Origin of the sequence: Streptomyces sp. NPDC002889 (assembly GCF_042888425.1) — a bacterium.
Lineage (GTDB): Bacteria > Actinomycetota > Actinomycetes > Streptomycetales > Streptomycetaceae > Streptomyces.
The window spans coordinates 237,026-251,000 of the sequence record NZ_JBIAPT010000002.1; the positions used below are offsets into that span (position 1 = coordinate 237,026).

Sequence of the window (13,975 nt, forward strand, 5' to 3'; positions counted from 1 at the left end):
CGGACGCGGGCACGGCCGACGCAGGCAGCGTCGACGCCGACGGATCCGCCGCGGCCGGAGTCGGCGCGACAGGGTCCGACGCCGGCAGATGCGGCGTCGGCAGATCCGACACCGGCCGGTCGCACTGGGCCGGAGCCGACCGGGCCGGGGACGGCACCGGCAGGTCCGACGCGGCCGGACTCGGCATCGGCAGGTCCGACGGGGCAGGACCCCGCATCGGACGGCCCGGCAGCGGCAGGGGCGACACCGGCGCCGCGACCGGAACCGGCAGGTCCGACCCGACCGGAAGCGGTATCGGCCGGTCCGACCCGGCCGGACCCGGCACCGGCAGGTCCTTCCCGACCCGGTTCGACCCCGCCCGCCGCCGCCCGGCCCTCGCCGCTTCGAGCCCGTGCCGAGATCGACCTCGCCGCTCTGCGCGCCAACGTGCGCGTCCTGCGTGCGCGTGCGCCGCATGCCGCCCTGATGGCCGTGGTGAAGTCGGACGCGTACGGGCACGGCATGGTGCCCTGCGCCCGCGCGGCGCTCGCGGCCGGCGCGACCTGGCTCGGCACCGCCACGCCCCATGAGGCGCTCGCGCTGCGCGCCGCCGGGATCGAGAGCCGGATCATGTGCTGGCTGTGGACGCCCGGCGACCCCTGGCGCGAGGGCATCGAGGCCGACCTCGACATGTCCGTGAGCGGCATGTGGGCGCTGACGGAGGTCACCGCGGCGGCCCGGGAGGCGGGCAGGCCCGCCCGTATCCAGCTCAAGGCCGACACCGGCCTCGGCCGCAACGGTTGCCAGCCGGCCGACTGGCCCGAGCTGGTCGCGGCCGCCCGCGCCGCCGAGGACGCGGGGCTGGTCCAGGTCACCGGCCTGTGGTCGCACTTCGCGTGCGCCGACGAGCCGGGGCATCCCTCGATCGCCGCGCAGCTGAACCTGTTCCGCGACATGGTCATGTACGCCGAGAAGGAGGGCATCGCGCCCGAGGTCCGGCACATCGCCAACTCCCCGGCCACGCTGACGCTGCCCGACGCGCACTTCGATCTCGTACGGACCGGTATCGCGATGTACGGCATCTCGCCCAGCCCCGAGCTCGGCACGTCCGCCGACTTCGGGCTGCGTCCGGTGATGACGCTGGCCGCGTCCGTGGCGCTGGTCAAGCATGTCCCGGCGGACCATGGCGTCAGCTACGGCCATCACTACGTCACCTCCGAGGAGACGACGCTCGGGCTCATCCCCCTCGGCTACGCGGACGGTGTTCCGCGCCATGCGTCCGGCCGCGGCCCGGTCCTGGTCGGCGGGTCCTGGCGGCGGGTGGCGGGCCGGGTGGCGATGGACCAGTTTGTCGTCGATCTCGGCGGTCAGAAGATCACCGAGGGGTCCCAGGCGGTGCTGTTCGGACCCGGCGACCGGGGCGAGCCGAGCGCCGAGGACTGGGCGCAGGCGGCGGACACCATCGCGTACGAGATCGTCACGCGCATCGGTATGAGGGTTCCGCGCGTCTATGTGAACGAGGACATCGAGGGATCCGGCGACTACGAGTAGGAGAGGCACGGTGAGCGAGACCAGTACGGGGGACGTGGCCGAGGCCGCGGCGATGGCTGCGGCGGTGGCCACGGGCAACTGGCGCCGGGCGGGCTTCGCCGGCGCGGCGATAGGCGTGGTCGCGGCCGGCGCGGCCGCCGGTGTCGCGCTCGAAAGGCTCACCGTCGGCCGCGGCATGCGCAGGAAGGCGCGCCTGGCCCTGGACGCGTCCGGGCCGTACGGGGCGCTGCGCGGCGTGCCAGGCAAGGCGCTCGCCGACGACGGCACCGAGCTCTACTACGAGGCCGACGAGCTCGACCCGGAGGTGGGCGCGCCGCGCCGCCGCCGGCTCTTCGGGCGCAAGGCGCCGGCTCCGGTCACCGTGGTCTTCAGCCATGGCTACTGCCTCAACCAGGATTCCTGGCACTTCCAGCGGGCGGCGCTGCGCGGTCTGGTGCGTACCGTGCACTGGGACCAGCGCAGCCACGGCCGCTCGGCGCGGGGTGCGTCGCAGGCGGGGACCGACGCGGTGCCGGTCTCCATCGACCAGCTGGGCCGGGATCTGAAGGCGGTCATCGACGCGGCGGCGCCCACGGGCCCGCTGGTGCTGGTCGGCCACTCCATGGGCGGCATGACGATGATGGCGCTGGCCGCGCACTTCCCGGAGCTGGTGCGGGACCGGGTGGTCGGGGCAGCGTTCGTCGGTACCTCGTGCGGCAAGCTCGGCGAGGTCAGTTACGGGCTTCCGGTGGCGGGCGTGAACGCGCTGCGGCGGGTCCTGCCGGGCGTGCTGCGAGCACTGGGCTCGCAGGCCGAACTGGTCGAACGGGGCCGCCGTGCGACCGCGGACCTGTTCGCCGGGCTCATCAAGCGCTACTCGTTCTCGTCGAAGGACGTGGACCCGGCGGTGGGCCGGTTCGCCGAGCGGATGATCGAGTCGACGCCCATCGATGTGGTCGCCGAGTTCTACCCGGCCTTCGCCGACCACGACAAGGCCGAGGCGCTCACTGCCTTCGCGGACCTGCCGGTGCTGGTGCTGGCCGGCGACAAGGATCTGGTCACGCCCAGTGCGCACAGCGAGGCGATCGCGGACGAGTTGCCGGACGCGGAACTGGTGATCGTGCCGGACGGGGGGCACCTGGTGATGCTGGAGCACCCGGAGGTGGTCACCGACCGGCTGGCGGACCTGCTGGCCCGGATCGGAGCGGTGCCGACAACGGGTAACGTCGGCACGTATGGAAGCACCGCACAGCCCGGTGGCTGAGACAGCCGCCGCCCGCTCCGCCCGCCTGACGGTCGAATCCCCGGAGCAGATGCAGGACTTGGGACGCCGGCTCGCGAAGCTGCTGCGTCCCGGCGACCTGGTGATGCTCACGGGCGAGCTCGGCGCGGGCAAGACGACGCTGACGCGGGGCCTGGGCGAGGGCCTCGGCGTCCGCGGCGCCGTCACCTCCCCGACCTTCGTGATCGCCCGCGTCCATCCGTCGCTGACCGGTGGTCCGGCGCTCGTCCACGTCGACGCGTACCGCCTGGGCGGCGGCCTCGACGAGATGGAGGACCTGGACCTCGACGTCTCGCTGCCGGAGTCGGTGGTGGTCGTGGAGTGGGGTGACGGCAAGGTCGAGGACCTGTCGGACGACCGGCTGCATGTGGTCATCCACCGGGTGGTGGGAGACACGGACGACGAGCGTCGCGAGGTGACGCTGTACGGGTACGGCGCGCGCTGGGCGTCGTCGGACCTGATGTCGACAACAGCCTGACCACCGGGGGCCCGTTTCTCCGCCCGTCCGGCTGGAAGACACCCCTCTACGCCTTCAGGGCATGGCCGGGTCCCGGGGGCGCGGCCCCCCGGTTTCGGGAAGGGGCGGGCCGGGGAACTGTAGACGTTCCGACAAGTCGTCGGGAAAGTGTTGCGCAGGCCGTGCCACGCGTGGTGACATGGTACGGAGACCTGGTTAGGTCTACCTAAGCACGCCTGCCCCCGGAGCCCCCAGGAGGCATCCATGTCGGCATCGGAGCGCGTACCGCAGTCCCGTCAGCAGTCGCACCAGCCCGCGACCCCGCTGCCGTCGACCCTGTCGATGCGGGATCTCCTGGCGTCGTGCGCCGCGGCGACCGCGGTCTCCACCCCGCCCCGCGAGGACCGCCGGCCGGGTGAGCTGCCCGAGGAGGGGACCCCGCACCGCGACGCGGCGTGATTCGTACGGGTGACATCCGAGGGCCCGGCGCAGGCCTCAGCGCTCGCGGCCCGGGGCGCTACGGTACGACGACGACCTTCCAGCCGATCGCCGCGAACACCCACAGCGCGTCCCCGTCCGCCCGCTTCATCCGGACGCCGCCCGTCTTCCGCTGCGGGTCCGGGGGTGTCAGCGAGCCGTCGACGGCGGCGCTGAAGCCGATCACGATGTCGTCGACGCTCGCGAAGCGCACCACGTGCTCGATCTGGACGCCGTCCGAGCCCGCCACCTTGCCCGAGCGCGAGGTCACCTTGTACGTACCGGGCTTGGGGTGGACCGTCGACGGCATGACCTCGAACGTGCGCTCCAGCCTGCCCTGCTCGCCGATCAGCCACACCCGCCGGTCGCCCAGCGAGTACACGACACGGACGCCCGTGCCCGAGTTCGCGGGCACCGTCAGCGGGTCCTTGGGCTTTTGCGGGGTGCCGCCGGTGGGCTGCGTCGAGGGGACGGCAACCGGAGTCCTCGGCTTGCCGAGATGGTCGGGGGCGCTCGCCGACGCCTGGTAGGCGAGGAAACCGACGACGGTCAGCGCCGCCGCCGTGAGCCCGGCCACGATCCCCGAGCTGCTCCGTGACACCGTGCCCACCTTTCAAACGTACGTCTGTGGGGTGACGGTAGCAGCAGCGGTCCGCTCCGACGGGGCGCCGTGCCCCCGTCGCGGGAGCCGTAGGCTGTTTGCGTGCTCTTGCTCGCCATGGATACCGCCACCCCTGCCGTCACCGCCGCTCTCCACGACGGCAGCTCCGTCGTCGCCGAGTCCTCCCGGGTGGACGCGCGCCGTCACGGGGAGCTGCTGCTGCCCGCCGTCGACGCCGTACTCGCCGAGGCCGGTGTGAAGCTCGACGCCGTCACCGGCATCGTCGTGGGCGTCGGCCCCGGCCCCTACACGGGCCTGCGCGTCGGCCTGGTGACGGCCGCGACCTTCGGCTCGGCCCTCGGTGTACCCGTCCACGGCGTGTGCACGCTGGACGGGCTCGCGTACGTCTGCGGTCTCGACGAGCCGTTCGTGGTGGCGACGGACGCGCGCCGCAAGGAGGTCTACTGGGCGCGGTACGCGGACCCCCGCACCCGCGTGACCGACGCCGCCGTCGACAGGCCCGCCGACATCGCCGGACAGGTCGCCGGAATGCCGGCGGTCGGAGCGGGCGCGCTCCTGTACCCCGAGACGTTCCCGGACGCCCGCGGCCCCGAGCACGTCAGCGCCGGGGCCCTCGCCGCGCTCGCCGCCGGGAAGCTGGAGGCCGGGGAGGACTTCCTGGACCCGCAGCCGCTCTATCTGCGCCGCCCCGACGCGCAGGTGCCCAAGAACTACAAGGTGGTCACTCCGAAGTGAGCACCGCCGCCCTGCGTGAGATGCGCTGGTGGGACATCGAGCCGGTGCTGGAGCTCGAGCACGAGCTGTTCCCCGACGACGCCTGGTCGCCCGGGATGTTCTGGTCCGAGCTCGCCCACGCCCGCGGTCCGCAGGCCACCCGACGCTACGTCGTCGCCGAGGTGGACGGGGAGAAGGGCCGCCGGATCGTCGGATACGCGGGCCTCGCGGCCGCCGGCGGCCTCGGGGACGTACAGACCATCGCCGTGGACCGCACCCAGTGGGGCACGGGACTCGGCTCCCGCCTGCTCACCGATCTGCTGCAGCACGCCACCGCCTTCGAGTGCGACGAGGTGCTCCTCGAAGTGCGTGTGGACAACACCCGGGCCCAGAAGCTGTACGAGCGCTTCGGCTTCGAGCCCATCGGATTCCGGCGCGGCTACTACCAGCCGGGCAACATCGACGCCCTCGTCATGCGCCTCCACGTACAAGGAACAGAGACTCACTGATGGCTGACGAACCGCTCGTACTCGGCATCGAGACCTCCTGCGACGAGACCGGCGTCGGCATCGTCCGCGGTACGACCCTGCTCGCCGACGCCGTCGCCTCCAGCGTGGACACACACGCCCGGTTCGGCGGTGTGGTGCCGGAGATCGCCTCCCGCGCCCACCTCGAGGCGATGGTGCCGACCATCGAGCGCGCCCTGAAGCAGGCGGGCGTCTCGGCGCGCGACCTCGACGGCATCGCGGTCACCGCCGGCCCCGGCCTCGCGGGCGCGCTGCTGGTCGGCGTCTCGGCGGCGAAGGCGTACGCGTACGCCCTGAACAAGCCGCTGTACGGCGTCAACCACCTCGCCTCGCACATCTGTGTCGACCAGCTGGAGCACGGCCCGCTGCCCGAGCCGACGATGGCGCTGCTGGTCTCCGGAGGCCACTCGTCGCTGCTGCTCGCGCCCGACATCACCGCCGACGTACGCCCCATGGGCGCCACGATCGACGACGCGGCCGGCGAGGCCTTCGACAAGATCGCGCGCGTGCTGGACCTGGGCTTCCCCGGCGGCCCGGTGATCGACCGGCTGGCCAAGGAGGGCGATCCGAGCGCGATCGCGTTCCCGCGCGGCCTGAGCGGATCGCGCGACCCGGCGTACGACTTCTCCTTCTCCGGGCTCAAGACGGCCGTGGCCCGCTGGATCGAGGCCAAGCGCGCCGCGGGCGAGGAGGTGCCGGTACGGGATGTGGCGGCTTCCTTCCAGGAGGCGGTCGTGGACGTACTGACCCGGAAGGCGGTGCGCGCCTGCAAGGACCAGGGCGTGGACCACCTGATGATCGGCGGCGGCGTGGCGGCCAACTCGCGGCTGCGGGCGCTTGCCCAGGAGCGCTGCGAGCGGGCCGGCATCCGGCTGCGGGTGCCGCGGCCGGGACTGTGCACGGACAACGGTGCGATGGTCGCGGCGCTGGGCGCGGAGATGGTCGCCCGGAACCGGCCGGCCTCCGACTGGGAGCTGTCGGCGGACTCGTCGCTGCCGGTGACGGACCCGCATGTGCCGGGTGCCGTCCCTTCGCACGACCATGTGCACGAGATCAGCAAGGACAATCTCTACTCATGACGGTCGTCGCGCTGATGTGGGAGGCCCGCGCCGTGCAGGACCGGGGCGCGGAGCTGCTGGAGTGGGCCAGCGCCCAGGAACTGGCACGCGAGCCGCTGCGCCGCGAGACGTTCCGGGCGGGCGGGGACAGGGTGCTGGTCATCACCTGGTGGGAGGCTCCGGACGCCGGCGCCGAACTTCCCGAACTCCCGGAACCGGCCGCTGACTTGATCACCCGGCCGGTGCACCGCTGGCGCTTCGAGTCGCTCGGCTGACGTTGCGGGGGCCGGGTGCTCGGGGCCCGACGGTCATGGGCCGGCATGACGGGTCGCCCGATCGGATGATGATCCCGGGTTGTGGCTCGGCAGGCCGACTGAAGCACAGAATCCCGTCCGTGGGAGAACACATGACCGCCGGCGCATCCGAGCAGCCCCTGATTCCGCAGCCCCCGACAACCGTCGCCGCGCTGCGTCAGGCTGTCGCGCAAATCGCTCCGGCTGCCCTTCCCGCGTTCACCCGGGAACTGGATCAGACGGCGGACCAGGCCCGGCTCGGCTCGGACCTCGCACCGCTGCAGCGCTTCACGGCGCACTGGGCCGTCTACGTGCACATCCAGCGTCAGCCGCGTCTGGCTGCCGGATTCGGCGAGCTCGAGAACCCGGCGTCGACAGCAAACGCGCACGAAGCCCCGACGGGCCGCGGCTGAGGTCGGCAGGCTTTCCCGGCCTCCGGTGGCTTCCCCGAAAAACCCCCGGAAGAATTCCGGCGACGATGTCGATCCGGCCGTCTCCCGTTCGACGCATGGGTGAGAGGCGGGGAACGGCCCCGCTCTCCCGTACCCGAGGAGTCACCATGCCGCGTTTCCTTTCGATGGTCCGAGTCGACGAGAACGAGCTCGCCGGGGAGGAATTCCCCGAGGAATTCAACGAGCGGATGGGCGCGCTGCTCGAGGAGATCACCAAGGCCGGGGTCATGCTGGACACCGCCGGTCTCGCCCCGACCTCCGAGGGCACCCGTGTCACCTGGTCCGGCGGCAAGCTGTCGTACACGGACGGGCCCTTCACCGAGAGCAAGGAAGTCATCGGCGGCTACGCCATCATGCAGTGCAAGGACAAGGCGGAGGCCCTCGAATGGACCAAGCGCTTCCTTGAGATCCACCCGAAGCAGTGGGCCATCACCTGCGAGCTCCGCCAGATCGCCGAGGGCTGATCCGGTCGCGCTTGCCCCGCTCCGGTACGGCTGCTCTGATGGGTGGCCGTGACGGCAGCAAGCGCGACCGAAACGGTCGAAGCGGTGTTCAGGATCGAGTCGGCGCGGATCATCGCCGGTGTCGCACGCATCGTGAGGGACGTGGGCATCGCCGAGGAGCTCGCGCAGGACGCCCTGGTCGCCGCGCTGGAGCAGTGGCCGGAGTCGGGTGTCCCGGACAAGCCGGGAGCCTGGCTCATGGCCACCGCCAAGCATCGCGCGATCGACCTCGTACGCCGCAAGGAGACGTACGCCCGCAAGCTCGCCGAGGTCGGGCGCGCCCTGGAGGACGCGCCGCCGCCCCCCGAGCCGTCGGAGCCCGACGACATCGACGACGACCTGCTGCGCCTGATCTTCACCGCATGCCATCCGGTGCTGACCACCGGCGCCCGTATCGCGCTCACGCTGAAACTCGTCGGCGGTCTGACCACCGAGGAGATCGCCCGTGCCTTCCTGTCCTCCGAGTCCACGGTCGCCCAGCGCATCGTCCGGGCCAAGCGGACGCTCGCGCAGGCGGGCGTGCCGTTCGAGGCCCCGTACGGTGCCGACCGCGCCGCGCGGCTGGACTCGGTACTGGAGGTCATCTACCTGGTTTTCAACGAGGGGTACTCGGCCACCGTCGGTGACGACCTCGTGCGCCCCGCCCTCTGCGAGGACGCCCTGCGTCTCGCCCGGGTGCTCCAGGGCCTGATGCCGGCCGAGTCCGAGGTGCAGGGCCTGGCCGCCCTGCTGGAGCTCCAGGCCTCGCGCATCGGGACCCGCACAGGACCGGGCGGCGAGCCCGTCCTGCTCGCCGACCAGAACCGCTCCCGCTGGAACCGCCTGCTGATCCGCCGGGGCATCGAGGCGCTGCACCACGTGGGACCCGGCCCGTACGGCCCGTACGCCCTCCAGGCCGCGATCGCCGCCTGCCACGCGCAGGCGGCGACGTACGAGGACACGAGCTGGGCGACGATCGCGGCGCTCTACGGGCAGCTCAAGGCCATGACCCCGTCCCCGGTCGTGGAACTGAACCGGGCGGTCGCGGTCTCGATGGCCGAGGGGCCCGAGGCCGGGCTGGAGCTGGTCGACGCGCTCACCGACGAACCCGCCCTGGAGGACTACCACCTGCTGCCGAGCGTCCGGGGGGACCTGCTGGAGCGGCTGGGGCGCAGGGACGAGGCGCGCGCCGAGTTCGAACGCGCCGCGTCCCTGACCCGCAACGCACGCGAGAGGGAGCTGCTCCTGGAAAGGGCCTCACGCTCCGTGTCCGGTCCCTAGCCTGAGGTGCATGACCGAGACGGCACAGCTCAAGCAGACACCGTCCGCGTGGCGGCACTGCGGGCAGCAGTTACAGATGTGGCGCCAGGAGGCGGGCGGCACGTGCGCCGCGCTGGGGGAGGCCGCCGGGTACACCGAGGGCACGATCCGGGCCATGGAGGTCGGGCGGCGCAGGCCGACGGCCCGGCTGCTGGCGGTGGCGGACGATCTGTACGGGGCGCGGGGGAAGCTCAAGGCGCTGGAGAAGTTCCTGGTGCCGGATCCGTTTCCGCCGAGGGCGGCGGAGTTCATGGAGCGTGAGGCGCATGCGATTGCGCACCAGTCGTACGAGCCCATTCGGGTCCCGGGCCTGCTCCAGACCGAGCGCTATGTGCGGGCTCTGTTCGCCACCCACTGTCCGCCGATCGATGACGAGACGATCGAGCATCGCATCGCCGCACGTATGGAACGCGGATTGATGCTGGGCCGCAGGCCGACCACGTACTTCAGCTTCGTGATCGAGGAGAGCGCACTGCGACGCCCCGTCGGTGGTCCCGAGGTGATGAAGGAACAGTGCGAACACATTTTGACCATGGGCAGGTTGCGCAATGTGGACATTCAGGTGATGCCCGCGGCTCAGGGCTCACATCCGGGCAACGACGGCCCGATTGTGCTTCTCGAATCTCCGGCTCATGAGCACCATGTGTTCGAGGAGGGGCAGTCGGTCAGTCATCTGACGGGCGAGCCCGAAACGGTCAGCAAACTGACCCAGCGGCTCGGCATGATCCGTATGCAGGCTCTCGGCCCGAGGAGTCCGCTGAGGTCATCAAGAGGGAGGCCGAGGCGTGGTGAGAACCGGACTGGTGTGGTTCAAGTCGAGCTACAGCGACAGTGAAGGCGGCGAGTGCGTCGAAGTCGCCCTCGCCTGGCGCAAGTCCACCCACAGCGACAGCGAGGGCGGCAACTGCGTCGAGGTCGCCACCTGCCCCGACACCGTCCACGTCCGGGACTCGAAGCTCACGTCGAGCCCCGAAATCGCCGTACCGGCCCGCGCCTGGTCCGAGTTCGTCGTGCACGTCGGGGCTTGAGCTTCGGGACGCGGGATTCGAGACGCTTCAACAAGGATTGGGTGGGGGGATTGTTCCCGCCCACCCACCCTTAACGGGCGTGCGCACCAGGAGAGATGACTTTTTGTGATCGAGTCGCGACGGACGGCCATGGCCGTGTAGCGTGCGCAACAAGACGACCCCCATGCGGTGTTACCAGCACCACACAGGGGTCTAACGACAAGATCGATCGGACTCGATCTCATGGCTACCAAGCAGCTTATTCCTGCCCAGCGTCCGCCCGCCCACCCCATGGCCAATCCCGGTTACGGCAAGCGGCTCGCCCCCTCCCCGAGCCCCCGTCGGGCCGACGACTTCGCACATCTGCCCAGGCGTGAGGCGGAGGTCGCGGACTACATCGACCGGCAGGCCGAGGGCGCGGACATCTCCGTGAAGACGCTCGCGAAGCACGTGCCCGGCTACGGCCAGTGCGCGATGGGCACGATCCTCAAGAGCCTTTCCATGGCGGGCCATTACCGCCGTATCCGCCAGTGCGTGACTATCCGGTCCGGCACCAACCACTGGGTCTGGCGCTCCTACTGGTCCCGTACGGCCCGCGACGACGCCTGGTGGGCGGCCTTCGCGACGGGCGAGCTCGGGACCTCGGCCATCCCGGCGGCGCTGGCGCGTTCGGCGGCGCATGACGTGCTGGCCCGCCTCGGCCGTATCGAGGCGCGCCTGACGCTCTCCGCACCGGAGTGCGCGGCGCTGGAGGCGGCGGCGGGCGCGTGGTTCGAGCGGGGCGCGAGCGAGACGCAGCTGCTGTCGGCGCTGACGGCCGGGCTCCCGGGGCAGGTCTCCCACCCGTACGGATTCGTCCGCCGCCGCCTGCTGGGCAAGCTCCCTCCGGAGCCCCCGGCCCCCCGGATGGTCATGGAATGCACGGACTGCGGTGCCCCGGGCGACCCGGCGTCCCTGCCGGGCGGCCTGTGCCGGGCCTGCACGGGCGTTGCCCTGGCTGCCCACGATCTCCTCCCACCCGCCCGGGTCCACGACCACGTGGATCAGCTGAGGGCGGCCATGCGGACATCGGAGAGGAGCGAGAAATGACCATCCGGCACGGACGGCCCGCGACCTGGAGGTCCCGTTGAGACGTGGACATTCCCCCAGAACCTGAAGACGCCGGCGTCGTCGGTGAAGGCGGCCCTCACGGGAGTCCACCCCTCGGCCACTCCGTTGCTTAGCCCCATCGGACTCTCTTGTGCGCCCTTGAGTGGATAACCGAGCGTGCCTCTCACGGCCCTCGCGGACGTCACCGAATCATGGCCGGGGAAGCCCCCAGGGGCCCTCAGGGTGCTCCGTCGCCCCTGGAACATCCCATTCCACCCAGAAAGCAGGACACTTATGCGTCCCGAGCCCGGTCTAGGTCCGCTTCCCCGTCGCGCCGGACTGCTCACAGGCGGCTCCGTGGCGTCGGTGGCGCTGGTGATGCTCGGCCTCACCACCCCTGCCCTGGCCACGCCCAGCCCCAGGACGACAGTCGAGGCGAGCCAGGCGTCAGTGTCAGAGGGCGACAGATGTGACACGTATTCCTACAGCGTCCACGCGGCCGGTGTGGTGGCGGACAGCGGCAGAGACCGGTGCAAGGGCAAGACCGGGCCCACGGGCCCCACCGGACCGACGGGCGACCGGGGCCCGACCGGCCCCACCGGCGGTACGGGTCCCACCGGACCGACCGGCCCCACCGGCGGTACGGGTCCCACTGGTGCAACCGGGTCCGCCGGTGAACCCGGCGCGACCGGCCCAGCCGGACCGACGATCACCTACCGCCGCCAGGGAGAACCACAGACAGTGGAACCAGGGACCACCGAGGCATCCTTCGCGCTATGTGATGCCGGAGACGTCGGTACCGGCGGCGGGTACACCATCAGCGGTCCATGGCCGGGCATCCTCTCCAGTTTCCCGATCGAATCCGGCGTATCCCCCTTCTTGGTGGTGGGCTGGGCCGTGCAAGTGTTCAATCAGACCGACGACCCCATCGGGATCCAAGCCGAAGCGGTGTGCGTGGACCTCACCCCGTAGCACGGCCGCAGGAGATACACCCCTGACCCCCATGCCGCGGCAGGTGCCGAAACCGCACGAGCTTCCGGTGCCTGCCGCGCCGTCGTCGAGGTCTGCCGCACACCGCTGCGCCGCGGATCGCTCCTCGCCTCTGGCGAGGCCGACGCCCGGGTGCGCCCGCGCTGCTGCAGTCGTCCGTCAAGAGCGAGATGCGCACGGAGTTCGCCGACCGAGCGGGCGATAGGGTCGCACACATGTCCCGTCGTATCCCGCTGCCTCCGCCTCCGCCGCCTGCCGAGATACGGGCCTGGCCCGACCGTGAGTCGCTCCTCGCCGACCGGGCGAAGGCGATGACGGAACTGCACCGGCGGAGCATCGACCCGAAGCGGATGGTGCTGCTGTGGCTGACGGCGGCGGGATTCGCGCTCGGTTGGGTCTTCTTCGCGACATTGCTGCGGGTGGTCGCCGAGGATCCGGATGTGTTCAGCGTCCTGTTCGGCGCGATCTCCGGACTCCTCGGTGTCGGGTTCATGATCCCGACCGGTCTCGTGGTCGGCTTCGGTATCGCCCGCGACGCGAAGATCCGTCAACGGCTCTGGCAGTGGACCGCGTTGGACTGGGACCCGGCCAGGGACACCCGGTTCGGCTCACCTGTGCTGAGCCTGGTGTGGTTCATCCCCTCGTTCCTGCTCTGCGCGTCCGGCCTGTGGCTCTCCTTCGCCGTCCCGGCGGGCGCGAGGCCGGGCGAGGACACCGTCCCCGAGGTCATGATGCTGATGGGCCTGGGCTTCATCATGTGGCTCACGGGCCTGTTCGGCGCCGCCAAGGCGGTGAGCCACTACCGCTGGGCAGTCCGGCTGGTGGGTGCCGGCTCGGCGGCCGTGACGCGTCAGCGGCACGCCACGCCCCAGGGCGGCGCGCACCGCTGACGGGCCCGGCCCCGTTTCTTTTCGATCTCCAGACCGTCAGGCCGGGAGTGTCGCGTGTGCGCCGGTTCCGCTGAGGTCGCGGGGTGGACAGAGGGAAGGCCGAGCCAGTCAGTCGACGTGGTGACTCCTCATGTGGGCATGGCCCAACTCGGCGATGATCTTCAGCGCCGCGGGCGTCACGCTCTCGCCGTACGACAGGAACGCCTCCCTGAAATGCGTGGACTCGGCGCACAGGGACAGGGCGGTCTGCGCCTGAGCGACGAAGGGGACGACCTCCTCGTTGCAGTACGGGTGTTCGCCGTCGATATGGGCCTGGAAGGCTTCCTCGAACGAGTCGTACTCGCCGTCATACGCCCACGTGTCCAGGCTCCGGAGCAGCGGGAACCGTGCCTCGGCCTCCCACCGGGCCACAGGCACTGTGCTGTAGTCGCCGGGCCATTCCCGGTCCGCGACCCGCAGCAGCATGGCGAGCTCTCCCATGAACTCGGGCACGCTCTTGGGGCCGGCGGCGGCGAGCCAGGCCCGGCGGGCGTACTCGGGGCAGTCGGCGAAGAACTCTTCGGTGAACGTGGTGGCCATGTAGTCGAGTTGGGAGGCGAGGGGCTGCATCGGTGAGCGCCAAGCGGCGTCCCAGTGCTCGGTCCACAGAGCGCGTCTGAGCCGCAGAACCTGCCACTCCAAAGGGTCGGTTCCGTTCGCCGCCAGGCTCACGAGCTGGAAGAGCGGGCCGCTGGTGAATATGCCTTCGGGGTGGACGGCCATGTGCTCACCTCACGGTCTCGGGGGCAGGGGGCGTGGCAGGGGAA

At 71.2% G+C, this 13,975-nt stretch carries 16 protein-coding genes and 1 pseudogene; 15 read left to right on the forward strand and 2 right to left on the reverse strand.

Going from position 1 to position 13,975, the window contains the following annotated elements; all coding sequences use genetic code 11:
* Positions 1 to 399: 399 nt before the first annotated feature.
* The 4 genes from alr to ACFYWI_RS03985 all read left to right on the forward strand — a co-directional run bounded on the left by alr (position 400) and on the right by ACFYWI_RS03985 (position 3,707).
* Positions 400 to 1,530: an alanine racemase gene (alr, locus tag ACFYWI_RS03970; RefSeq protein WP_389225219.1), complete on the forward strand. Its 1,131-nt coding sequence runs from the start codon at positions 400 to 402 to the stop codon at positions 1,528 to 1,530.
* 10 nt (positions 1,531 to 1,540) lie between these two features.
* Positions 1,541 to 2,773, forward strand: coding sequence for an alpha/beta fold hydrolase (locus ACFYWI_RS03975; RefSeq protein ID WP_389224833.1), 1,233 nt, complete (start codon positions 1,541 to 1,543; stop codon positions 2,771 to 2,773).
* Complete coding sequence (gene tsaE / locus ACFYWI_RS03980; RefSeq protein WP_389224835.1) at positions 2,745 to 3,269, forward strand: tRNA (adenosine(37)-N6)-threonylcarbamoyltransferase complex ATPase subunit type 1 TsaE; 525 nt, start codon at positions 2,745 to 2,747, stop codon at positions 3,267 to 3,269. The genes ACFYWI_RS03975 and tsaE overlap by 29 nt, the downstream gene beginning before the upstream one ends.
* 243 nt (positions 3,270 to 3,512) lie before the next feature.
* Complete coding sequence (locus ACFYWI_RS03985) at positions 3,513 to 3,707, forward strand: hypothetical protein (protein ID WP_389224837.1); 195 nt, start codon at positions 3,513 to 3,515, stop codon at positions 3,705 to 3,707.
* Between the two features lie 58 nt (positions 3,708 to 3,765).
* Here the strand turns inward: ACFYWI_RS03985 and ACFYWI_RS03990 are convergent, their stop codons facing one another.
* Positions 3,766 to 4,326, reverse strand: coding sequence for a hypothetical protein (locus tag ACFYWI_RS03990; protein ID WP_389224839.1), 561 nt, complete (start codon positions 4,324 to 4,326; stop codon positions 3,766 to 3,768).
* 102 nt (positions 4,327 to 4,428) lie between these two features.
* Here ACFYWI_RS03990 and tsaB point away from each other — a divergent pair, with 102 nt between their 5' ends.
* From tsaB to ACFYWI_RS04045, 11 genes and pseudogenes are all read left to right on the forward strand, one after another.
* Complete coding sequence (tsaB, locus tag ACFYWI_RS03995) at positions 4,429 to 5,082, forward strand: tRNA (adenosine(37)-N6)-threonylcarbamoyltransferase complex dimerization subunit type 1 TsaB (RefSeq protein WP_389224841.1); 654 nt, start codon at positions 4,429 to 4,431, stop codon at positions 5,080 to 5,082.
* A gap of 20 nt (positions 5,083 to 5,102) precedes the next feature.
* Positions 5,103 to 5,570, forward strand: coding sequence for a ribosomal protein S18-alanine N-acetyltransferase (gene rimI, locus ACFYWI_RS04000; protein ID WP_389225221.1), 468 nt, complete (start codon positions 5,103 to 5,105; stop codon positions 5,568 to 5,570).
* Positions 5,570 to 6,667, forward strand: a complete 1,098-nt coding sequence (gene tsaD, locus ACFYWI_RS04005; protein ID WP_389224843.1) for a tRNA (adenosine(37)-N6)-threonylcarbamoyltransferase complex transferase subunit TsaD — start codon at positions 5,570 to 5,572, stop codon at positions 6,665 to 6,667. Before rimI ends, tsaD begins: the two co-directional genes overlap by 1 nt.
* The gene (locus ACFYWI_RS04010) at positions 6,664 to 6,921 is read left to right on the forward strand and encodes a hypothetical protein (protein WP_389224845.1); all 258 of its coding nucleotides are present in this window, start codon (positions 6,664 to 6,666) and stop codon (positions 6,919 to 6,921) included. Before tsaD ends, ACFYWI_RS04010 begins: the two co-directional genes overlap by 4 nt.
* A 131-nt stretch (positions 6,922 to 7,052) precedes the next feature.
* A pseudogene (locus tag ACFYWI_RS04015) lies at positions 7,053 to 7,455 on the forward strand (hypothetical protein).
* A 43-nt stretch (positions 7,456 to 7,498) separates the two neighbouring features.
* Entirely contained in the window at positions 7,499 to 7,855 is a 357-nt protein-coding gene (locus ACFYWI_RS04020; protein ID WP_389224847.1) for a YciI family protein, read from the forward strand.
* Between the two features lie 48 nt (positions 7,856 to 7,903).
* Positions 7,904 to 9,154, forward strand: coding sequence for an RNA polymerase sigma factor (locus tag ACFYWI_RS04025; protein ID WP_389224849.1), 1,251 nt, complete (start codon positions 7,904 to 7,906; stop codon positions 9,152 to 9,154).
* 10 nt (positions 9,155 to 9,164) lie between these two features.
* On the forward strand, positions 9,165 to 10,028 hold the full coding sequence (locus ACFYWI_RS04030) for a helix-turn-helix domain-containing protein (protein WP_389224851.1): 864 nt from the start codon (positions 9,165 to 9,167) through the stop codon (positions 10,026 to 10,028).
* Positions 9,982 to 10,221, forward strand: a complete 240-nt coding sequence (locus ACFYWI_RS04035) for a DUF397 domain-containing protein (RefSeq protein WP_389224853.1) — start codon at positions 9,982 to 9,984, stop codon at positions 10,219 to 10,221. The genes ACFYWI_RS04030 and ACFYWI_RS04035 overlap by 47 nt, the downstream gene beginning before the upstream one ends.
* Positions 10,222 to 10,443: 222 nt before the next feature.
* A complete protein-coding gene (locus tag ACFYWI_RS04040) occupies positions 10,444 to 11,289 on the forward strand; it encodes a hypothetical protein (RefSeq protein ID WP_389224855.1) in 846 nt (281 codons plus the stop codon).
* 1,205 nt (positions 11,290 to 12,494) lie between these two features.
* Entirely contained in the window at positions 12,495 to 13,169 is a 675-nt protein-coding gene (locus ACFYWI_RS04045; RefSeq protein WP_389224857.1) for a hypothetical protein, read from the forward strand.
* Between the two features lie 108 nt (positions 13,170 to 13,277).
* Here the strand turns inward: ACFYWI_RS04045 and ACFYWI_RS04050 are convergent, their stop codons facing one another.
* Positions 13,278 to 13,931: a hypothetical protein gene (locus tag ACFYWI_RS04050; protein ID WP_389224859.1), complete on the reverse strand. Its 654-nt coding sequence runs from the start codon at positions 13,929 to 13,931 to the stop codon at positions 13,278 to 13,280.
* Positions 13,932 to 13,975 lie beyond the last annotated feature (44 nt).

What these genes read in the sequence shown, in the direction of transcription:
- ACFYWI_RS04030 (WP_389224851.1), top strand. Translation starts at nt 9,165, where the DNA reads ATGACCGAGACGGCACAGCTCAAGCAGACACCGTCCGCGTGGCGGCAC.
- ACFYWI_RS04020 (WP_389224847.1), top strand. Translation starts at nt 7,499, where the DNA reads ATGCCGCGTTTCCTTTCGATGGTCCGAGTCGACGAGAACGAGCTCGCC.
- ACFYWI_RS03985 (WP_389224837.1), top strand. Translation starts at nt 3,513, where the DNA reads ATGTCGGCATCGGAGCGCGTACCGCAGTCCCGTCAGCAGTCGCACCAG.
- ACFYWI_RS04040 (WP_389224855.1), top strand. Translation starts at nt 10,444, where the DNA reads ATGGCTACCAAGCAGCTTATTCCTGCCCAGCGTCCGCCCGCCCACCCC.
- tsaD (WP_389224843.1), top strand. Translation starts at nt 5,570, where the DNA reads ATGGCTGACGAACCGCTCGTACTCGGCATCGAGACCTCCTGCGACGAG.
- ACFYWI_RS04010 (WP_389224845.1), top strand. Translation starts at nt 6,664, where the DNA reads ATGACGGTCGTCGCGCTGATGTGGGAGGCCCGCGCCGTGCAGGACCGG.
- ACFYWI_RS04050 (WP_389224859.1), bottom strand. Translation starts at nt 13,931, where the DNA reads ATGGCCGTCCACCCCGAAGGCATATTCACCAGCGGCCCGCTCTTCCAG.
- ACFYWI_RS04045 (WP_389224857.1), top strand. Translation starts at nt 12,495, where the DNA reads ATGTCCCGTCGTATCCCGCTGCCTCCGCCTCCGCCGCCTGCCGAGATA.
- rimI (WP_389225221.1), top strand. Translation starts at nt 5,103, where the DNA reads ATGCGCTGGTGGGACATCGAGCCGGTGCTGGAGCTCGAGCACGAGCTG.
- tsaE (WP_389224835.1), top strand. Translation starts at nt 2,745, where the DNA reads ATGGAAGCACCGCACAGCCCGGTGGCTGAGACAGCCGCCGCCCGCTCC.